The organism is Gracilibacillus alcaliphilus (assembly GCF_016909015.1).
GTDB classification, from domain to species: domain Bacteria; phylum Bacillota; class Bacilli; order Bacillales; family Amphibacillaceae; genus Gracilibacillus; species Gracilibacillus alcaliphilus.
This window is the reverse complement of the sequence record NZ_JAFBFA010000034.1, coordinates 21,682-43,251: the sequence shown is the minus strand read 5'-3', so window position 1 is coordinate 43,251 and position 21,570 is coordinate 21,682. Positions and strand designations below refer to the sequence as shown.

General features: G+C 39.5%; 15 protein-coding genes. 1 reads left to right on the top strand and 14 read right to left on the bottom strand.

Features of this window, described 5'->3' with window-relative positions; genetic code table 11:
* Window positions 1-473: 473 nt before the first annotated feature.
* The 3 genes from JOD18_RS19410 to JOD18_RS19400 all read right to left on the bottom strand — a co-directional run bounded on the left by JOD18_RS19410 (window position 474) and on the right by JOD18_RS19400 (window position 4,395).
* Window positions 474-3,584 carry a DEAD/DEAH box helicase gene (locus JOD18_RS19410; protein ID WP_204670776.1) on the bottom strand — a complete coding sequence of 1,037 codons (3,111 nt, stop codon included), beginning with the start codon at window positions 3,582-3,584 and terminating at the stop codon, window positions 474-476.
* Window positions 3,585-3,974: 390 nt separating this feature from the next.
* Window positions 3,975-4,262, bottom strand: coding sequence for a GDYXXLXY domain-containing protein (locus JOD18_RS19405; protein WP_338029576.1), 288 nt, complete (start codon window positions 4,260-4,262; stop codon window positions 3,975-3,977).
* Entirely contained in the window at window positions 4,237-4,395 is a 159-nt protein-coding gene (locus tag JOD18_RS19400; protein WP_204670793.1) for a hypothetical protein, read from the bottom strand. The genes JOD18_RS19405 and JOD18_RS19400 overlap by 26 nt, the downstream gene beginning before the upstream one ends.
* 776 nt (window positions 4,396-5,171) lie before the next feature.
* On the opposite strand from JOD18_RS19400, the gene JOD18_RS19395 reads away from it, so the two are divergent.
* A complete protein-coding gene (locus JOD18_RS19395) occupies window positions 5,172-6,698 on the top strand; it encodes a hypothetical protein (RefSeq protein WP_204670774.1) in 1,527 nt (508 codons plus the stop codon).
* A 225-nt stretch (window positions 6,699-6,923) separates the two neighbouring features.
* Here JOD18_RS19395 and wrbA read toward each other — a convergent pair whose 3' ends face one another.
* The 11 genes from wrbA to lepA all read right to left on the bottom strand — a co-directional run bounded on the left by wrbA (window position 6,924) and on the right by lepA (window position 21,281).
* A complete protein-coding gene (wrbA, locus tag JOD18_RS19390) occupies window positions 6,924-7,535 on the bottom strand; it encodes an NAD(P)H:quinone oxidoreductase type IV (RefSeq protein WP_204670773.1) in 612 nt (203 codons plus the stop codon).
* A 443-nt stretch (window positions 7,536-7,978) separates the two neighbouring features.
* A complete protein-coding gene (locus JOD18_RS19385) occupies window positions 7,979-8,734 on the bottom strand; it encodes a 16S rRNA (uracil(1498)-N(3))-methyltransferase (protein WP_204670772.1) in 756 nt (251 codons plus the stop codon).
* Between the two features lie 4 nt (window positions 8,735-8,738).
* Window positions 8,739-9,689 carry a 50S ribosomal protein L11 methyltransferase gene (gene prmA, locus JOD18_RS19380; RefSeq protein ID WP_204670771.1) on the bottom strand — a complete coding sequence of 317 codons (951 nt, stop codon included), beginning with the start codon at window positions 9,687-9,689 and terminating at the stop codon, window positions 8,739-8,741.
* A 92-nt stretch (window positions 9,690-9,781) separates the two neighbouring features.
* Window positions 9,782-10,897: a molecular chaperone DnaJ gene (gene dnaJ, locus JOD18_RS19375; protein ID WP_204670770.1), complete on the bottom strand. Its 1,116-nt coding sequence runs from the start codon at window positions 10,895-10,897 to the stop codon at window positions 9,782-9,784.
* 184 nt (window positions 10,898-11,081) lie between these two features.
* Window positions 11,082-12,917, bottom strand: a complete 1,836-nt coding sequence (dnaK, locus tag JOD18_RS19370) for a molecular chaperone DnaK (protein WP_204670769.1) — start codon at window positions 12,915-12,917, stop codon at window positions 11,082-11,084.
* Between the two features lie 33 nt (window positions 12,918-12,950).
* Window positions 12,951-13,556: a nucleotide exchange factor GrpE gene (gene grpE, locus JOD18_RS19365; RefSeq protein ID WP_204670768.1), complete on the bottom strand. Its 606-nt coding sequence runs from the start codon at window positions 13,554-13,556 to the stop codon at window positions 12,951-12,953.
* A gap of 308 nt (window positions 13,557-13,864) precedes the next feature.
* Window positions 13,865-14,887 (bottom strand): heat-inducible transcriptional repressor HrcA, encoded by a 1,023-nt coding sequence (gene hrcA / locus JOD18_RS19360; RefSeq protein ID WP_204670767.1) that lies wholly within the window; start codon window positions 14,885-14,887, stop codon window positions 13,865-13,867.
* 157 nt (window positions 14,888-15,044) lie between these two features.
* On the bottom strand, window positions 15,045-16,199 hold the full coding sequence (gene hemW, locus JOD18_RS19355) for a radical SAM family heme chaperone HemW (protein ID WP_204670766.1): 1,155 nt from the start codon (window positions 16,197-16,199) through the stop codon (window positions 15,045-15,047).
* Window positions 16,200-16,910: 711 nt separating this feature from the next.
* Entirely contained in the window at window positions 16,911-17,762 is an 852-nt protein-coding gene (locus JOD18_RS19350) for an N-acetylmuramoyl-L-alanine amidase (protein WP_204670765.1), read from the bottom strand.
* Window positions 17,763-18,163: 401 nt separating this feature from the next.
* Window positions 18,164-18,523, bottom strand: a complete 360-nt coding sequence (locus JOD18_RS24680) for a CotD family spore coat protein (RefSeq protein WP_204670764.1) — start codon at window positions 18,521-18,523, stop codon at window positions 18,164-18,166.
* Window positions 18,524-19,460: 937 nt separating this feature from the next.
* Window positions 19,461-21,281 carry a translation elongation factor 4 gene (gene lepA, locus JOD18_RS19340; protein WP_204670763.1) on the bottom strand — a complete coding sequence of 607 codons (1,821 nt, stop codon included), beginning with the start codon at window positions 21,279-21,281 and terminating at the stop codon, window positions 19,461-19,463.
* Window positions 21,282-21,570 lie beyond the last annotated feature (289 nt).

Sequence of the window (21,570 nt, the reverse complement as noted above, 5' to 3'; positions counted from 1 at the left end):
CTATATAATAGAGGGGCTGGGCTGTTGCACAATGTACATGTTGCATTCTGCGACAGCTTTTATTGATTAGGAAATTATAGAATTCTTACGAGCGGATACCGATTTGGCGAAGGCGTCACGGTTGTCTGCTGACTAACAGAAGTAGCGTTTTTCATTACTTGGGTTTTCATCATCGTTTAATACCGTACCATCCTTTCATTTTATTTGTTTTTCAGTAAATCCTGCATTGTAGACTTTTTTAATGGCTTATTTATATAAGTTATATTGTTATCAAAATAAGAACCCATTAATACTATGAACACTAACAAAACACCCATAAACATCTTTTTAATCCATCTCTCCTTACTGCAAAGTAGAATGATAATTCTCTTTTCCATATCCTTCAACTTTTTTTAATAGGCCAAAATTCAGAAGTGAATGTTAAGTACATATCAAAACCACTCATGAGAGTGGTTTTTGTTAAAAGAAATGACTTATAAAAGAGGTGTATCTTGCAATAAAATTTCGATATCCTCATCTGTCAGCTGATCCATCCACAGCCCCTTGGTTTGTACCATTTGTTCCATCAGTTTTCTTTTCTTCTGCTGCAAATCATACATTTTTTCTTCTACCGTACCTTCTGTCAGCAAGCGAATCACTGTTACATGATCCATTTGCCCAATCCGGTGGGCTCGGTCGATAGCCTGATCTTCTACTGCCGGATTCCACCATGTATCATATAAAATAACTGTATCTGCCCCGACTAAATTCAGTCCTGTACCACCCGCTTTCAAGGAAATTAAGCAAATGTCATTCTCTCCCTGATTAAAGGCTCTGCAAATTTGCAATCGTTCTTCTGAAGGCGTTTGTCCATCCATATAAAAATAATGTATATCTTCATTCCTCAGTACTTGTCCAATCATGACAAGCATTTTTGTAAATTGTGAAAAAATCAATAGCCGTTTTCCAGCGCGCTTCGCATCTTTCACCAATTCTGTTAGACGACGAAGCTTTGCAGAATTCGCAGGGTAGTCCCGTACAAACAAAGCTGGATGGCAGCAGATTTGTCTCAGTCTTGTAATACCTGCTAAAATTCTAATTCGATTTTTACGGATGGTTTCTTGATCCAAATGTTTATATGATGGATGTCTCAATTTGGCTAAATAAGCAATATAAAGTTTCTTCTCTTGCTCTGTTAAGGCAACACGTTCAATATATTCTTTTTTGGAAGGAAGCTGCTGCAATACATCCTTTTTTTCTCTGCGAAGCATAAACGGATGGATTCTGCGCAATACTTGATCCATACGCAGTTGACTAAAATCCTTTAATCCGCCCAGCAGTTCTGGAAAAACAACCTGGAAAATAGACCACAGATCCTCTATTTTGTTCTCTAAAGGTGTACCTGTTAACGCAAAACAATGGACCGCCTGTAACTTTTTCACTATACGAAAAACCTGTGTAGCTGGGTTTTTAAAAGTCTGTGCCTCATCAAAAATAATCGTTTCAAACATCCTATTCCCTTTTTTGATCCAATCTATTTCATTTTTTAAAATACCGTACGATATAATCCAAACATCCACATGTTCTGCTGTTTTTTTCTTTTGCTTTCGTTCTTTTACTGCCCCATCTAAAATGACAACCGAAACATGCGGAGCAAATATTTCCCATTCCTGTTTCCACTGATAACAAAGTGAGGTTGGGCAAACAATCAGAATAGGCCGCTTGTTCTTTGGGCGTTTCTGCAGCTGTGTCACACAAAACGCAATTGCTTGAACCGTCTTTCCCAACCCCATTTCATCTGCCAAAACACCTCCTAATCCAGCACTTGCTACTGCAAGCATCCAACGAACTCCATCCTGTTGGTATGCCTTTAACAGAGGTAGGATTTCCTCTGCAATTGGATAAGCTTCCTGTCTGGGTGCTTGAATCTCCGCCAGCATCGCTTTGAATACTTGAGGCTCTGCCAGGTAACCATTCTCTTCCATCCGATGGGCAAAAGATAGTCCTTCTTTTAATGAGAGCTCCACCTCATGTAATATTTCCGTTGGCGTCAAGGACACTGCCGACAGGAATTTTTCGAGTTCCTTGATTTCTTCTGTCTCCAAAGTAAGAAAGGAGCCGTCTTTCAAAAGATAGTAAGGGCGCTTTTCTTCTATAGCCTCTAGAATTTGGCGAACTTCCTGCTTCCAAAAACCTTTTATCTCAAAGGAAAAGGCCAGCCAATTCGTACGATCTCGTTTATGCTTGACACGGACAATTGGCTGAAATTGTTTCTTGCTGATCTGGTTTCGTACAGCATTCGTCACATACACTTTTGCCAGCTTATATAATTCCGGTAAGTGACGGTATAAAAAATCATATTCCAATTGTTCATTCTGCAAAATAAAACTGTCATCAATATTAGAAAAACCATATTTTTCAAGAAAAGTAATGATTTCTGTTTCTTTCTCCCTATCCCGAAGAACTAAGGTTGTCTTTTCAAAAGGAGTTATCTTCTTATCCCCATATTGAAACTCCAATCCAGCAAGCAAACGATTATGAACCCGATCAATATAGACACTTGTCTTTAATGAGGCAGTTGAATTTCTCAATATTCCTGCTGTGTCCTCCACTTCCCCGATTCGTTCTAGGCGTGCAGTAATGGATAAAATTTGCTCTTTCCTGACAACTGTAGTCTGCTTTTGGTTTTTCCATAATTGGTCACATACAGTGACAAGCTGTTTCTCTTCCTCGGTTAACAAATAGAGAGAACCTTTCTGATACACCAGTTGATAGGCAAGTAAAAATACCGTATCGCTACTTTCCTTAAATTCAATCGAATAATGTTCCTTTGTTTGACAAATACGAAAAGAAAAGGGCGGCATTGCATCAAAAAAGTACAACCGTTTGTTATGATACTTGTCTGCATTACGATAAAGAGAAATAAGCGCAGCTGAGGTACATAGTTGTTCGATTTGATTCCAAGCTGTAGTTGGGATTGTGATCCAGCTAGTATTATTTGAAAAATCGCTTCCGAGCATTTGCTGATCTTCGTAGATGTTAATCAGTCGTTCTAATATCTGATAACCTGCATCTTCAAAGTAAAAAAAATCGGCACTGAATGACTTATTCCCCGCTAACCGCAAGTCTGTTCTATTTCTTAACGCTTCTAAGAAAGAAGCAATATCTTTTACTAGAATTCCATTGATTCGAATGGCAATTTGCAATGCCGACTGTCTCGTATTTTCGGGTAAGCGTAAATAGAAATCAATGGAGAGCGGCTGTCTTGTTTCAAAATAGCCGCGATGCCGAAATTCTTTTTCTGTAAGGGAGACGGCACTCGTTTCTGACTTTTCTGTTTCATGGATACCAATTAGTGCGGCGGCAATATGCTGGCAATCCAGGCTATATGAACCTAGAGTTGGACAGCTACATGTAGTATTTGTTATTTTATTTTGTTGATAGGTGATCGTTAAATGGAAATCATCTGTTGTCCTTACCGTTCCTGTAATTTGCTGATCTAGAAATGCTAATTGCACATTTCCCTTTTTCCACAGACGTTCTCCGTATTTATAAGATAATTCTCCGCACCGATCCTTGATTTCCTGTTTGGTTATCGATACCATTTTGCTGCACGACCTTTTTTATAATTTCTCACACTTTTATGACTGGTTCTAACCTGATAAGTTTTGTTAAACTATCTGCTGTCTATTACGAAAGAAATAGATGAAATGATGTAGAGATTATACAGCACCTAGATACACCGATGCACAATACTTATCATCTATTCCGGACATTATTTTATGTCAAGATTGCTAAATATTCATGTATTTTATCATAGCATCATTATCCCTGTCATTGAAACGCTCCTAACTGAGTGATTAATACTCCCACTTCCTTCGGATATATATGCACAAGCTAATCCAAATAAAACTCACTGATATGTTAACAACTATTTTTATTTTTCAGAAAAATTCTCTTATGGCTTTTCACACCAAACCATCGAATAGCACTTTTTAAAGAAGGTTTTCATTCCACATTTTGCAGCAGGGCATTTCCGTTTTTCCCAACACGTAAATAGGCAAATTCTGCTTCGTTTTGTAACTGTATACCTTCTCATTCCAAACGGAGGGATTATCCAGGTCAGATATGGTGGAAATGTCATACCTTAAAATGACATAATCTCCTTGCAATAAGGAGCGCGGGTCAACAGGCACAAGTTTTACTTTTATTAAGGTCCCCTCTTTTAACAATGTTTCATTTGTAATGGATTGATAGCTAACAAATCCAACTTGTAATAACACAACAAGCAAAATCAATACCCATTTCCGTTTGGAATACGGTCAAACCCTTGCTTGAAGCAAAAAAATAGAAAATACTAGAAAGAAGCAAGCTGATTCCTAATAAATAACCGGTCCGGACTCCTTTTACATCCATATTTATTCCTCTTTTTAGTTCGTACACTCCCACCATTCATTGCCACAATTTTTTTAAGAAAAGCCTATCTTATTGAGACGTAAAATGAAGAAGATACATCATATACCACATGTTTTAATACTTGAATTTCAGGCTTGGAATTATCGGTGTTTGTGCTCTTTTTTATTATATTGTAACACATACGTGAAAGCTCTATTATTCTGAAACTTACAGCAATTCATAGAATTTCCATTTGTGATAGTTTTTTAGCGCCCTATTTAAGTTCATCGAGGAATAACACAATACTTATTGGCAGAAGACTCTTTCTAGAGGGAAATAAAGCAATGCACCTGCAGTATATAGTATGAGATCGTCTACATCATATAAACGGTATGATGCAGGCCGGCATATATACACCTCTTTCACAAAATAAAAACGGACGATAGTATATATTGATTACAAATGTCCTATAATACCTAACTTCACGATAAAACACAAAAAAGCACGATGTAAATACGGCCGCATGTCAAAGTAAGCTGCCGACACAAATCTGTATTTTTTCAAATTGCATGAAAATAGTATGGTAAAATTGAAATTTTTCGATTATTATACTTATATCTGAATAAAGAGCCTGCACTGCTTCTGTGACTGGAAAAGTAGTACATTCTTTAGTTTGCCCAACATATCATCAGCTATCTGTAATATCAAATCCTCTTCCCCAATATAGTGAGATTTCCTTCAGTGGGTGCATACCTATGGGTTAGCATCTTGATAAAAAACAAAAAAGGAGGGTTAACATGGCATTCCCGTTGGCACAGGCAACAGGCAAATCGTATCCATTACCTTGGGCTCCGCAAATCCGTCGCAAATATCGCTCTATCGTTATCTATAGAATAATTGCTTTACTGCTTCGCTGGTTTGCAGCTATTGGCGTTATCGCATGGATTTGTACAATGTGGGTACTGGCGCTGCTTCCCTCATGGATAATGCAAATGCTTCCCGAAGTAAAATGGGCTATACCTTTAATGATAGCGGTTACGTTATTCTTACTAAAGACATCAGATAATTCAGTAAAAACCCCTCTAATACATGCTTTCGGTTATGGTCGTGCTGGAGCAAATACAGTGTCAGGGCGCCACTCGAAACCACCGAAATCATTAGCACATATCACGACAGCCGTAGCGTGCAGCGGGGCTTCTCTAGGTATCATTACTGGTACAGGGGTAGCATTTATTCAGACTGATATATTTCCTGATCTCCATTCTCAAAATATGCTGTTATCTCTGTTCACCGCTGGTTCAGCACTAATGGCTGGATTGCTCGCTTGGGCAGGCGTTCATACAGCAAGGAAGTCGATGGCAGGCTGGCGCAAAGAAATAAATCAGGAGCAAATCACAAGTCATCTGCTAGCACATGGGGAACACGTTATCGGTAAAGTGACGAACATCATATTTGAGGATAGTTGGCTTGATCAACAGCCGATATTTACTCTTTGCGTCGAATATCAGGCAGCCGGTGAGACATGTACGATGACATTTCATTACGTCGATTATCCAAGGTGGGCACCGGTTATTGGCAATGAATTTGAAATCTGGTTCGATCCCAAACAATCGAATGACCCAAAACATATTTTGTTGGAACGTAAAATCGTCGGCCAGACTTTTGCCTCTGACATTGAACATTTGCGGCGACCTGCTTCGGGCGGAGATGGCCCTGATCTTGGTCCTCTTGCACCGAAATGGGCTCAGTCGGAGAAACATAACAAAACAAGAACAACCGTTAAAATAGTGATCCAGTTATTCTTTGCCGTCTTATTTACGGCAGGAAGCGCAGTGAGTTTGATCATGTGGACAATGGTCTTCGGTTCCAAACCATGGTGGCTGCTACTCTGTTTCCTTATTATTTCGGGCTCTTTCAGTCTTAATGCAATATGTGGGATAAGTTTGTTAAATCGTTCACAATGGCTGATCCGTACCACCTGGGCAGTGGACACTGTAGGATGGACTGCTTATATGTTTATGTTTCCCGCAGTTCTCGGAATTGCCTTAAAAAGCGTTGATCTATTATGGGAGAGAACTTCAAGTTTACCAGTTGAGCAAGTCATGGTACTGTTGTTTACAGGCTTTATTGTCGTATTCGGAAGTTTGTTCAGTGTCATATCAAGTACAACATTTCATGAAACGATTGCCCGTGTTTTCACTGCAGGAACCCTGCCTCCTGCTGAGGAAGTTCATGAAGCGCTGCGCTCCAGCAATCCTGCAAAACTAGAAGCATTGGAGAAGCACTACAGCTATATAACTGGTGCGCTTCACACCCGCAGTTAAACCTGACTGTTGTCCACTACAAGCATGTTTTGGCTTTCGCTGCCTAGTGTAAGTATCATTTCGCTATCGATATCAGCCTGTTACACAAGTGTATAGATGATATGCTGCATACATATCCAGTTCGCAGTAAAGGTATGTAAAAACTCCTCCAATCTATTTGAATCATAGCATATGGAGGAGTTTTATATATTTAATAATAGTTTATCACACATAAAGCTGAAGTAATTATTGGTTTGCTTGTTTTACCCATTCAGCAACTGCAATCGTACGCTTCACCTGATATTTCACCGTGTTCTCTACATCTTCAACCATTTTCCCATTCTGATCCACTGTAACACTTGTTCCATATGGATTTCCGCCGGCTTCAAATACAGTTTGATCGGAATATCCAGGAGGAACGATAATTGCTCCCCAATGCATCATACTTGTATACAATGATAAAATAGTTGCTTCTTGTCCTCCATGCGGGTTTTGCGCAGATGACATCGCACTGACAACTTTGTTAACTGTTTTACCACTGGCCCATAATCCGCCTTGTATGTCAAGGAACTGTTTCATTTGTGAAGGCATATTCCCAAAACGTGTTGGAACAGTAAATAAGATCGCATCTGCCCATTCAATATCATCTGATGTTGCTACTGCAACATCCCTAGTCGCTTCTACGGTTGCCATCCATGCTGGATTTCCTTCAATAACAGATTCAGGAGCTAATTCTTGTACTTTTAATACTTTCGCTTCGGCACCACTGGCTGTTGCGGCTTCTGCAGCCCATTTGGCCATTTGATAGTTTGTACCACCCATACTATAGAAAATGACAGCTAGTTTAACATTTGACATCTTTTCCATCTCCTTTATTTTTCCTAGTGATTTATTTAAAAAATCCCATTAGTTCCACCTCTGCAACACGGTTTTTATATCATTCCTGCAAACACCACCGCACCCTTTTCATTGCATACCACCCCTTCCATGTCATACTGTTCTTCTTATGCCTCAATCTATCTTTTTTATACTATATGAGCTGGATTTTCTTGAAATATGGTGGGGCTACTTCTTCATCCTAAAATGGCAATACCAGCTTTTAGCTGCTCGGCAAGTCTTCTTTATCGTACCGAGATGAGGGAAGTTGCGCTAGTTGATGAGTGATCGGATGACCGTGGCTGGCCTTAGACAAATAGGTATCCACACGTAGGAATTCTATAATTTTCCAACCAATAAAAAAGCTGTTACAAAATGCAACAAGTACATTTTGCAACAGCCCCTTTGACCTCTTATGGAATATGTCAATTATTCAGCTCTTCTAATTGATAAGATAAACCTGCCAGAACATACAACGGTGCGGTTTCTGTCCGCAAAATTCTTGGACCTAGCCGAATCGCTTGAAAGCCGCTAGCTTGATACGCTCGCGCTTCTTCCTCTGTAAAACCACCTTCAGGACCTATACAAATTAAAACAGACTGACCTGGTTTGATTTGTGAAAAATAGTAGCTTAGAGGCCTTGATTCCACCTCTCGGGCTGCTTCCTCATAGGCGAAAAACAGCCAATCATACGATTTGTTCATTTCAAGCAGTTTTTTAAATGATTTTACTGTTGTTACTTCGGGAATAACGGTACGATGGGATTGTTCACTTGCCTCTTTGACAATTTTATTCCATCTTGGCAGCTTCTTAGCTACTTTCTTCTCGTCCCATTTTGCCACAGAGCGATGAGCTTGGAAAGGAATAAATGTCGCTGCACCCAGCTCTGTCCCTTTTTGCAGAATAGTCTCCCATTTATCTCCCTTTGGTATTCCTTGTGCTATCGTCACCGAAACGGGTAGTTCTACCTCTTCTTGCAGCCATTGCTGCACCTCGGCCTCAATCGAATCAGCTTGAATAGCGATAATCTCGCACAATGCCGCTTGACCGTTGGGCTGATTGGCAATAAATCTGTCACCAGGATTTAAACGCATTACATGTACCATATGATGATAATCCTGGCCAGTAATGATCACCATTTGCTGCTGCCAATTGTCTGCTTTCACAAAATAACGCTGCACCAGACTACCTACTTTCTTCTGGCTTTTTGGCAATCATGGAAATCCAATCTTCCATTTGATTGATTTCAATGACCTCAAAGCCCGCCTGTTCTAAACCATCTCTTACATCTTGCTTTTTCTTTTGAATAATTCCTGAAGTGATAAACAACCCGCCAGGCTTTAGTCTGGCAAAGGCCTCTTTTTCAAAACGCAAGATAATTTCTGCCAATATATTAGCCACGATGACATCCGCTTCCACCGTTACATGTTCCAACAGATTATTTTGCTTTACGGTCACTATATCTTGCACTTTATTCACTTTTACATTTAATTTGGTACTTTGAACCGCCACATCATCCAAATCATAAGCATAGATATGATCTGCATCCAGCAAAGCAGCAGCAATACTTAGTACTCCCGAGCCACAACCAACATCAATAACGAGGTCATTCGGCTGTACATACCGCTCTAATGCTTGAATACTTAAGACAGTAGTAGGATGTGTACCCGTGCCAAAAGCCATGCCAGGATCCAATTCGATAATAAGCTCATCTGTAGAGACAGGCTGATAATCTTCCCATGTAGGTGTGATCGTAAATTGTTCAGAAATCTTAGCCGGCTTATAGTACTTCTTCCATGCCGTTGCCCAATCTTCTTCATTTACTTCACTCATGGTAATTCTGTTTAATCCAATATCAATATCATAAAGAAGCAGATTATTAATAGCCTGTTTAATTTCAGAAACTGTTTCACCCAAGAAGCTGTTGACAGGAAGATATGCCTTAAGCCGCACACCCTCTTCTGGATAATCATCCGGATTAAGATCATAAATTTCCCCAAATTCGTTGTCCCAATCCCGTTCTAAATCTTGACGATCTTCAATTACTAAGCCACTAGCCCCTGCTTCATGAATAATATTTGAAATAGGTTCGATTGCTTCATTTGTTGTATAGATACACAGCTCTGTCCACTTCAAACAGATCAACTCACTTCTTTCATATATTTCCCACTAAAGCATTTCAGAAAAAATGCCATGTTATTTTTTCTGAAATTGCTGAAACAGGATGCTTATTCCCCTTTAAATGCACGTTTTACACGTTGAAAAAAGCTATCTTCATGTTCATCGGTTGGCTGGTTGCCGCTGATTTCGTTAAATTCTCTTAATAGTTCTTTTTGACGTTCACTTAAGTTTGATGGTGTAATTACACGGATTTTAACGTGCTGATCCCCTTGTCCATACCCTCTTACGTTAGGGACACCTTTGCCTTTCAGACGGAATGTCTTGCCAGTTTGTGTACCAGCTGGGATTTTCAACTTAACTTTGCCATGTACCGTTGGAACCTCTATTTCATCACCTAGTGCAGCCTGTGCAAATGTAATCGGCATTTCGCAGAAGATATTATCTCCTTCTCTTTGATAAAACTCATGAGGTTTCACTTGAATAATGACATATAAATCACCAGGAGGTCCTCCGTTGACACCAGGCTCTCCTTGTCCGGCTACGCGGATCTGCTGTCCTTCATCGATACCTGCCGGGATACTGATATGGATTTTCTTCGACTTCTTCACTTTTCCAGTTCCATGACAAGTCGTACATTTATCTTTAATCATCTTACCGGTACCTTGGCAATAATGACATACTCGGCGATTGACCACTTTACCAAATGGTGTATTCTGTTCTACATTCAATTGACCGCTGCCATGACAATGGCTACAGGTCTCAGGCTGTGTCCCAGGCTTTGCTCCTGAACCGTGACAAGTCGCACATTCTTCCTCTTTCGGAATCTGAATATCTGTCTCCTTGCCAAAAATGACCTCTTCAAACTCCAATGTCATAGTATATTGTAGGTCATTCCCTTGTCTTGGGGCATTAGGGTCTCGTCTCCCACCGCCGCCAAAAAACATATCAAATATATCACCAAAGCCGCCAAAATCTCCTCCACCACCGAATCCGCCTTGACTCTGTGGGTCGGCATGGCCAAATTGGTCATATTGTGCCCGTTTTTGCTCATGGCTTAATACCTCATAAGCCTCTTTTACTTCCTTAAACTTTTGGTCCGTACCTTCCTCTTTGTTCACATCTGGGTGATACTTTCTGGCAAGCTTACGATAAGCTTTCTTTATTTCCTCTTTAGAGGCGTCTTTGGATACACCCAACACTTCATAGTAATCTCGTTTACTCACTGACTAATCACACTCCCGCTCTTTGGTTGCATAAACATAATCATAACATTGAATAATCCTGATAGGCAACACTAATCACTCTCAAATAAGCAGTAATTTTCATTATACCGCTCCATCGCAACTATGTAAAAAGTCAAAGCCATTTGCTGACTTTGACTTTTTACCTTTCTTCTCTACGTATTGATTATTTTTTGTCGTCGTCTACTTCTTCATAGTCAGCGTCCACTACATCGTCATTTCCTTGCTGACCTTGGGCACCGTCAGCATCTGCATTAGCTTGCTGTTGCTGCTGAGCTTGTTCATACATCTTAACCGTTAAAGCTTGCACTTCTTGCTCTAAGGCTTCTTTCTTCGTCTTAATTTCTTCAATGTCACCATTTTCAAGAGCTTTTTTCAGCTCGTCTTTTGCTGCTTCTGCCTTTTGTTTTTCTTCCTCTGTTACATTATCGCCAAGGTCTTTTAGCGTCTTATCGGTTTGGAAGACTAACTGATCTGCTTCATTGCGAAGATCAATTTCTTCACGACGCTTCTTATCTGCTTCCGCATTCTCTTCTGCGTCTTTTACCATTTGCTCTACTTCTTCATCGGAAAGACCAGAAGATGATTTAATAGTGATCGATTGTTCTTTATTCGTACCTAAATCTTTAGCACGTACACTTACAATACCATTGGCATCAATATCGAAAGAAACTTCAATTTGTGGTACGCCCCGTGGCGCTGGTGGAATATCGGTTAACTGGAAACGACCTAGTGTTTTGTTGTCTGCTGCCATTTCACGTTCTCCTTGAAGTACATGAATATCAACAGCTGTTTGATTATCAGCAGCAGTTGAGAATACTTGTGAATGACTTGTCGGAATAGTGGTATTACGCTCAATTAATTTTGTCGTTACACCGCCCATTGTTTCGATACCTAAAGAAAGTGGTGTTACGTCAAGTAATAGAACATCTTTTACATCACCTTGTAATACCCCCCCTTGAATCGCAGCACCTAGAGCAACTACCTCATCCGGGTTGACACCTTTAGATGGTTCTTGCCCAATTTCTTTTTTGATCATTTCTTGTACTGCTGGGATACGTGTAGATCCACCCACAAGGATAACCTTATCAATATCACTTGGAGAAAGGTCTGCATCTTTTAAGGCTTGACGAGTAGGTCCCATTGTACGTTCCACTAAATTTGCTGAAAGCTCATCAAATTTAGCACGAGTCACACTCAATTCCAAGTGTAATGGACCAGCTTCTCCTGCTGTAATAAACGGTAAAGAAATTTGTGTTTGGGATACACCTGACAAGTCTTTTTTCGCCTTTTCTGCTGCATCTTTCAAACGTTGTAAGGCCATCTTGTCTTGCCCAAGATCAATTCCATTCTCTTTTTTAAATTCATCTACCATATAATCAATTAACACTTGGTCAAAGTCGTCCCCGCCGAGGCGGTTATCACCTGCTGAGGCAACTACTTCAAACGTTCCATCACCAATATCTAAGATCGATACGTCAAAAGTTCCTCCACCAAGGTCATATACAAGAATTGTTTGATCATTATCTGCTTTGTCAATACCGTATGCTAATGCCGCCGCAGTAGGTTCATTGATAATACGTTCTACCTCAAGACCAGCGATTTTACCTGCATCCTTAGTAGCCTGACGCTCTGCATCATTAAAGTAAGCTGGAACTGTAATAACGGCCTTATCTACCGTATCTCCTAAATAGTCTTCTGCATAAGATTTCAAATGCTGCAAGATAATAGCAGACACTTCTTGAGGTGTATGTTCTTTCCCTTCGATTTCTACTTTGTAATCTGTTCCCATATGACGTTTGATAGATTGGATAGTGTTGGGGTTGGTAATAGCTTGGCGCTTTGCAACTTCCCCAACTTGGCGTTCACCATTCTTAAATGAAACAACAGACGGTGTCGTTCGGTTACCTTCAGGATTTGGAATAACCTGCGGTTCGCCACCCTCCATTACTGCTACACATGAATTAGTTGTACCTAAGTCAATACCTATAATTTTTCCCAATTTCGATTTCCTCCTTCAAAATGTCCGTCATGCTTATTGATTTACTTTCACCATTGCTGGTCTAATCACGCGATCTTTTAGCAGATAACCCTTTTGCATTGTTTCTACAATTTGGTTGGATTCATATCCTTCTTCATTCACTTGCATTACTGCCTGATGAAGGTTAGGATCGAATTCACCAGAAGTATCAATTTCTGTCACTTCTTCATTTTCAAGCACTGTTTTCAGTTGACGATAAACCATTTCCAAGCCCTCTACAACACCTTTAGCCGCAGGATCTTCAATCTTTACTTGCAGGGCACGCTCAAAATTGTCTAATACAGGCAATAGTTCTGTGACAACTGCCTGTGAACTATATTTTAAAGTAGCTTGTTTTTCTTTTTGTGTTCTTTTTCGGAAGTTATCGTATTCCGCTTGCAAACGTAATAAACGATTGTGCAATTCATTTTTTTCTTGCTGCAATTGTTCGTACTCTTCGCTGCTGAAGGGATCCTCCACTATCTCTTGTTCCTGTGTTTCCTGTTCTGGTTCATTCCCTTGCTCATCGGTAACTGTTTCTTGTTCCTGGTCTAATTCTGGTTCTGCAGTTGTTTCGTCTTGTTTGAATTCTTGTTCTTCTTGTGTTTTGTTCTCTGTCACACGAATCACCTCCTAAATCAAATGAAGCTTTTTGTTTACTAACTTTTCATGATATAAACCATTGTATAGCTAAACATATTTCACCAAATTAAGCAAGCCTTATTGTGTATTAATGAAGCAAATCTAGTCCGAACTCAAAAACAAAGTGGCTAAGCTATTGTGAAAATGATAAAATCATCTCGATTTATCACTATGCACAACGAGGAGCCACCCTGTTTCCAACAATGAAACGAACCGATTGTATTTGTCTTCAAACTAATAAGGATGTTTCTGGATTAACATCGCATACAAAATCACTATGATCGGCGTTAATACCATGAATCAAAGGTTCTGCTAAGCTGAACTGACAATGCATTTAACACAGAAATCACCTTCGAATATTCCATTCGGGTCGGACCAAGTAATGCAATCGTTCCTAATTGCTTATCACCAAGAGAGTAACTTGCTGTTATTAAACTGCAATCCTGCATTTCTCTGATCTGGTTCTCATGGCCAATAAAAACCTTGATCCCTTTATCAGATGTCTTTAACAGCTTCGCAATTTCATCCTCTTGTTCCATAATTGAAAATAAGGATTGTATCTTTTGAATATCATTAAATTCTGGCTGGCGCATCATATTTGTCTTACCATCCATATACAACTTAGCTGGCTGTTCCTCTAATAACGCTTGCTGCAGAAAGGCATACGTCTTATCTAAATTAGACATGTGTTCCTGTAAAATACCAGCGATTTCGCCAGATAACTTTTGCTCCAACTGAATAATTGGAACACCTACAAGGCGATCGTTTAGAATGTTGACCAATTTCTCTAAGTCGGATGACTTCAACATTTTCGGTACATTGAAATACCTATGCTCTACATGTCCTGAACTAGTTACAAGAATCGCTACCGCTGAATGATCAGACAAACCAACAATTTGTATCTTCTTTAATGTTGTCTCAAACACCTGCGGACCTAAAACAATCGAAGTGTAACTCGTTAGATCAGAAAGAACCTTAGCAGATTGCTGTACTACCTTCTCAAATTCCAACATTTCACGAGCAAACGTATGCTGAATTACACCCATATCTTGACTGGATAGTTGAAACGGGATAAGTAAATGATCGACATAAAAGCGATAGCCTTTCTCAGATGGAACACGGCCTGAGGAAGTGTGCGTCTTCACTAAGAACCCCAATTCTTCTAAATCAGCCATTTCATTTCTAATCGTAGCCGGACTGGCAGTTATGCCATCTTTCTTAGCAATAGCTCTTGATCCAATCGGCTGTGCACTCTGGATGAATTCATCAATAATAACCTTTAACACTTGAATTTGTCTCTCTGTAAGCATCGATGATCACCTCTGTTAGCACTCTGTAACCTTGAGTGCTAAATCTAATTATAAATTATCAAATCCTTAAATAATTGTCAAATAAGATACACTCTGATTTTAATTTTTTCACTTGTCTGTCTATGAAGAAATAAACCTGCTAAAAAGTAGCAGCACACTACCTTTCTAATTTTGTTTCATCATCTATTAGAAAGGATTGAAATACTTCATTTCCAAATGGTTTCCCTTCCTCTGTCAAGCGAATGAATTGATCATCTAGATGGAGCCATCCTCGTTCCACTAACTGGTCTAGCTCCTTACCATATATCTCTTGAATCGATAAATCATACTTCCGCTTAAAATCTACCAGAGGGACACCTTGACTTTTGCGTAAGCCCAGAAACATCTCTTCCTCTATTTGTTCCTTACGTCCAATTGGTTCCACATGAAGCACTGGTTTACCTGTTTGCTTGGCCTGTTCCACATATTTAGGAAAAGGCCGGAGATTGATAATTCGTTCACCCGGTAAATATCCGTGTGAGCCTGCTCCAAAACCATAATAATACTGATTATTCCAATATACTAAATTATGTTTACTCTCAAAACCCGGCCGTGAGAAGTTACTAATTTCATATTGTTGAATGCCTTTTTCACGCATCCTGTCTCGCAGTAATTGATACATATCTGCCTCTATCTCTTCTGGCGGCTTACTGAGTTTGCCTTGCAAATATCGCTGGTAGAAAATTGTCTTCGGTTCTATTTGTAAAGAGTAGGCTGAGTAATGAGGCAGATCAAATTGTAAAGCCTCCTCCAGTGATTGTTCAAAATGCTGAAGGGTTTGACTAGGCAAACTGTACATTAAATCAATACTTATATTAGAAATTCCAGCATTAATTAAGTCGTTCACATTTTGATACACATCTTTGGAACGGTGCAGCCTTCCTAATTTTTCTAGCATCTTATCATCAAAATCTTGAACCCCCATGGAAATCCGATTGACACCATATGCCTGTAGAATCTTAATTTTCTCCAAGGTTAAATCACCTGGATTGGCTTCAAATGTGTACTCTTCAACCGCTGCTACGTCAAAAAACGTATCAATCATCGTCACTAATTGGGTTAATTGTTTATTATTCAGAGCCGTTGGCGTACCTCCGCCGACAAAGATTGTCTTCATCGGTTGTTTTGGCCGCTGTATATAGGTCTTTATTTCATTTTCCAATGCAATTAAATAGTCATCTGCCATCTGTTCATCATAAAAAAACTTCGTGAAATCGCAATAATGACAGATTTTTTCACAGAAAGGGATGTGTATATACGCTGAAGAAACCATTCTTACCCTCCTTCTTTCAATAGAAAACCCTTGCCGATGGACAAGGGGAAACAGCTTAGGTTGGTGTGCTGCTTGTATAGTGTCTTCTATTCTATAATATCGATCAAGAATAATCAATCTAACCAACCCGAAGCAGAGAGGGGACGATAGTTCCTTGTCGATCAAACGAAAAGCACAAAACGCCCTTTTAAAAACTAGAGATTGGAGTGTCACAACGGAGATAAAGAAAACACGGCGGCGGAAGGAGTCGATGTTTACTTATCGTAGGGCGTGGCGTGACATCTCTAAAGGTTGGCGCACCGAGCTGACATGGCTATTCTTGAATAAGAATGAGCTCATGAAAAATTATATACTTGCTGACCATACAAAAAAACACCCGTTCTAATCCTCTGTAACAGGTGTTTTCTCTTCTTCCTCTTTATTTAGTAATACATCAAACTCTTCTAATAAGCGGTCAATATCTTCTTTGGTGATTTTTTCATTTTGCATAGCAATAACCTCTTTTTGATACTTATTACCTAAAATTATAAAGGATAAACGTATATTTTTCAAACACAAGTCGAGATACTTTCTAGATTTTATTATACATGTAGATATTTTTTCTTATTTTTCAAAGTAATTCAGGAAAAACTTGTCTAATATCTGAGTTCTCCCTGTATTGGATGATGTATTACATAGAAGAACGATTCACTTCTATCTGTATAAGATGTGTTATCTTCCCCTTAATTGTTTTAATAATTGTTGATTTTGCGCTGCTGTCCCTTGGTAATTAGTAATGCCAAATGCTTTTGCTAATTGTTGCCGATGTGGAAAACTAGAATCTTGGTTGATCGATTTCAAATAATCCACTACCGAAGGCGTCTGCATATCTCCTTTATGATAAACAGCTGTTCGGCCATTTCTTATTTTGTTTAATAATTCAATATTTTGTGCAGCGGTACCCCGATAATTACGCACTCCGTGATATTGTGCTAACTGCTTGCGATGACGAAAACTGGCATCAACATTAATCGATTTCAAATAATCTACAATACTAGTGGTAGTTGCTGGCGTAACAGAAGGTATGTCGGCTGGCTGCTTGGAAACGGCAGTCGGTGCACTGATACTGTCTTTTAATTCCTTCATTCGGAAATGATCTCCAGGACAAATAGTGCGAACTAAGTCTTTATGGCCTACGATGTCCCGTACAGAAACGCCTGGTAATTGACTAATCAACCAATTATTTAACGCTATCCCCGCCTTTAACTGGGCGTTTGTCATTTGTTGTTTGGTAAAATCGCCTTGATATCCAATTCCAAGTGTAGTTTCATTATAACCGCGGCAATGAGCGCCTACATGCCAGCCTCGCCCTTCATAAATAGTCCCATCAAACGCTATCCACCAATTGTAGCCAATTCCATACCAGCCATTGCCATTGGTATGATACTGATGTACATCATAAACATCCCATGTTGGTTGTGCCATATGATGTTGTACCAGTTTTTTCACCTCTGATGGACGGATGACTGTCAGTGACCCTGTAAATGATAATTGCGGATCAACTATTTTAGGTTTCATAATCATCTTTATCCCTCCCTACCCTTTATGTATATTAACAGTTGATCAAATGGCATGGACTAGCTACACTATCCAGCGAAAAATGGCTTACTAACTAGAAATGTAAGATAAATAATCGCGAGCAGGTTTACACAAGGATAGCAAAATCTATGTGTTTGTTATATGTACAGCGTTAAGTCCATAAAAAACAAGCGCATCGCCATATTATAATTTCAAAATGATCCAGCGGTTCTATTACAGAAAAAAATCCCCTTTCTAAGTCTATAGAAAGGGGGAGCGGACTATATGCCGCTTACTGTATATACCTGATAACTGCAAATGAAGAAAATCACGAAATGTGTTTTCGCTTTACTGCATTTTTTACCTTGACGCACTTCCGTCCTTGCAGCAACCATACATTACCCGCATTAGAACCGGCGGTGCATACCATGTGGAGGGCATGGAGGGCATGGAGGACACGGATGATGCGGCTTACCACACATGACATGCTGCTCTTGAACATCATTTACGACAGATTCGGTATGCGGAAAATAATGTTTATGTGTTGTCATATGCTTATTAACGTTTGTTGTATGGCTTGGGTGAATATGAGCAACCTCAGTATTCGATATATTTGTTTTCACATATTGTTTAGTTGGCGATACTTGAGTAGGACCTTGCTGTGTTGGTGATACATTTGGTGCACAATATTCTGGTGACGTTTGGCAATGCTTATTATGGTGAGAATTTGCTCCCCATTGCTGATGATTCCATTTTTGTGATCCCATAATGATACGAATCTCCCTTCTTCATGAATTAATCTGTTCTGTATAACCTATGTATCCCTGAATCAAATTGATTAAGGTAAAGACCTATTTCTCCACAGATTATTGAAATTTTCATCGTATCATTTTTTAAATGGACAAAAGAATTGACTATAATGTTGGTACACTTGACTTATTTCACTAAAGTACGTGATAATTTGGAACGAAAAATCAAAGCGTCCTTTTAAAAACGTAGAAATTGAAGCGTTACAACGGAGAGAAAGGAAATACGACGACGGAAGGAGTCGATGTGGACTTATCGTAGGGCATGTCGTGAAAGTTTGGTGCTTAGAGCTGGACATGAGGGCATGGCTATTCTTGAATAAGAATGAACGCATGAAAAATTATATACTTGCTGATCTTGTTTAGAAGAAATCGGAAGAGGCTGTTGCACAATGGGAACTACATGGTGTGACAGTCTCTCTTCTTAAGTGCATGACTTATTCTTTTCATATGGTTGAAAAGGGGCGCTGTTGTCACCTATAGCTGCTCAACCTTTTCAAATCCTAAGGTGTGGGCTTTCGATCAAATCTGAGATTATCATCTTATCTTTTCAAGCTTTAGGGAGTTAGCTTTCGCTAAGATGTTGGGGTCTACTTAGCTGTTTAAGCGCTAGAGAGTTGGCTTTCACTAAGATATCAGGATTATCATAGCTGTTTAAGCTTTAAGGAGTTGTCTTCTGCTAAGATGCTGGGGTATCTTATCTTTTCAAGCCCCAAGGAATCATCCCACATACAAAAAACTGCCACAAAATGCAACCTGTACATTTTGCAACAGCCCCTTCTGATTCTTTTCCTATATTCATCAAAGACGGTTCAATATACTCCCAAAACTCGAACCAAACAAATTGATAATTGCTACAGTCTCGTCCTTGTCAAGAAACACATGTTTTTAATCATAATTATTCTTCATCCATCTTCAGAACCGCCATAAATGCTTCTTGTGGTACTTCAACAGATCCAACCATCTTCATTCTTTTCTTACCTTCTTTTTGTTTCTCTAACAACTTCCGTTTACGAGAAATATCTCCGCCATAACATTTACTTAAAACATTTTTACGCATTGCCTTGATATTGGTACGGGCGACAATTTTGTTGCCAATCGCAGCTTGGATGGGCACTTCAAACTGCTGCCTAGGGATCAGCTGTTTTAATCTGTCCGCAATACTCTTGCCGCGCTCAAAGGCGAAATCCTTATGCACAATAAAAGATAAGGCATCAATCGTTTCTCCATTAAGCAGGATATCCATTTTGACTAAGCTAGAGGCCCGATAGCCGATCAAATCATAATCAAGTGAGGCATACCCTTTTGTTTGGGATTTTAATTGATCAAAGAAATCATAGACAATCTCAGATAATGGGATTTCATAGATAACATTTACTCGATTATCATCAAGATATTCCATATCGATAAAATTGCCGCGTTTCTTTTGACAAATCTCCATTACTGCACCTACAAAATCATTAGGCACCATAATTGTCGCCTTCACATACGGCTCTTGTACTTCTTGCACTGATTGATTATCTGGCATAAAAGATGGGTTATCAATATCGAGTTCTGCTCCATCTGTTTTGATTACCTTATAAATAACACTTGGCGCTGTTGTAATTAAATCAATGTTAAATTCCCGCTCGATACGTTCCTGAATAATCTCCATATGCAATAGCCCTAAGAAACCGCAGCGAAAACCAAAACCTAACGCCTGAGAGGTCTCAGCTTCATATTGAAGCGAGGAATCATTCAATTCCAAACGCTCTAATGCCTCCCGCAGATCATTATACTTATCGGCATCAACAGGATACAGTCCACAGAATACCATCGGATTTAACTTGCGATAACCTGGTAACGGCTGATCAGCAGGGTTATTTGCTAACGTGATCGTATCACCTACCCGTGTATCGCCCACATTCTTGATGGAAGCTGTTAAATAACCGACATCTCCCACAGAAAGTTCTTTTAATTGAACAGGCTTTGGATTAAATACACCGACTTCGTTCACTTCAAACTCTTTGCCTGTGGCCATCATTTTAATTTTGTCGCCAACTTTAACGGAGCCTTCTTTCACACAGATATAGGCTACAACACCACGATAAGGATCATATAATGAATCAAATACAAGTGCCTTTAACGGGGCTTCTGGCTCTCCTTCAGGCGCTGGTATCCTCTCCACAATTTGTTCCAAAATTTCTTCAATACCGATACCAGATTTGGCGCTGGCTAGAATAGCGTCATCTCCGTCAATACCAATAATATCCGTAATTTCTTGTTTGACTCTCTCTGGGTCTGCACTAGGTAAGTCAATCTTATTAATAACTGGAATAATTTCCAAGTCATTATCTAGAGCCAGATATACATTGGCTAATGTCTGAGCCTCAATCCCCTGAGCAGCATCCACTACGAGAATAGCTCCTTCACAGGCTGCCAAACTTCGGGATACCTCATAGGTAAAGTCAACATGACCCGGGGTATCAATCAAGTGAAAAATGTATTCTTCCCCATTCTCACGTGTATATTTTAATTGTACAGCGTTTAATTTTATCGTAATGCCTCGTTCGCGTTCTAAATCCATGGCATCCAGAAACTGTTCTTTCATTTCACGTGAAGTAAGTGCCTTTGTTTTCTCTAAGATACGGTCAGCAAGTGTAGATTTACCATGATCTATATGGGCAATGATGGAAAAGTTACGGACTTTACTCTGTTTTCTATTGTTCGTCAATGTCATTCAACTCCTATATTCGTCCACAATCCTAGCATTGATTATAGCAGTCAAGCCTTCTATATTCAATAGATATCGACTAACTGATTGTGTTTATCTTGCTGTCCTCTGTCCGCCTCCTCATAATTTATTGCCCATGTACATCTGTGCGTATTCACAACCAATATGTCCTGAAAGATACCGCCGCCTATGAAAACTTTAGCCGTTCTTCGCAAAAATGAATTGAGTGTAAGCCGGAGTTTTCGTATAAAGACCGCCTTCGATTATAAAAAAAGCCGCTATCAGTAAGAATAGT

Excerpts from the sequence above, each read along its gene's own strand:
- JOD18_RS19410 (WP_204670776.1), bottom strand. The coding sequence starts at position 3,584 with ATGGTATCGATAACCAAACAGGAAATCAAGGATCGGTGCGGAGAATTA.
- JOD18_RS19400 (WP_204670793.1), bottom strand. The coding sequence starts at position 4,395 with ATGGATGTAAAAGGAGTCCGGACCGGTTATTTATTAGGAATCAGCTTG.
- JOD18_RS19395 (WP_204670774.1), top strand. The coding sequence starts at position 5,172 with ATGGCATTCCCGTTGGCACAGGCAACAGGCAAATCGTATCCATTACCT.
- wrbA (WP_204670773.1), bottom strand. The coding sequence starts at position 7,535 with ATGTCAAATGTTAAACTAGCTGTCATTTTCTATAGTATGGGTGGTACA.
- hrcA (WP_204670767.1), bottom strand. The coding sequence starts at position 14,887 with ATGCTTACAGAGAGACAAATTCAAGTGTTAAAGGTTATTATTGATGAA.
- hemW (WP_204670766.1), bottom strand. The coding sequence starts at position 16,199 with ATGGTTTCTTCAGCGTATATACACATCCCTTTCTGTGAAAAAATCTGT.
- JOD18_RS19350 (WP_204670765.1), bottom strand. The coding sequence starts at position 17,762 with ATGATTATGAAACCTAAAATAGTTGATCCGCAATTATCATTTACAGGG.
- JOD18_RS24680 (WP_204670764.1), bottom strand. The coding sequence starts at position 18,523 with ATGGGATCACAAAAATGGAATCATCAGCAATGGGGAGCAAATTCTCAC.
- lepA (WP_204670763.1), bottom strand. The coding sequence starts at position 21,281 with ATGACATTGACGAACAATAGAAAACAGAGTAAAGTCCGTAACTTTTCC.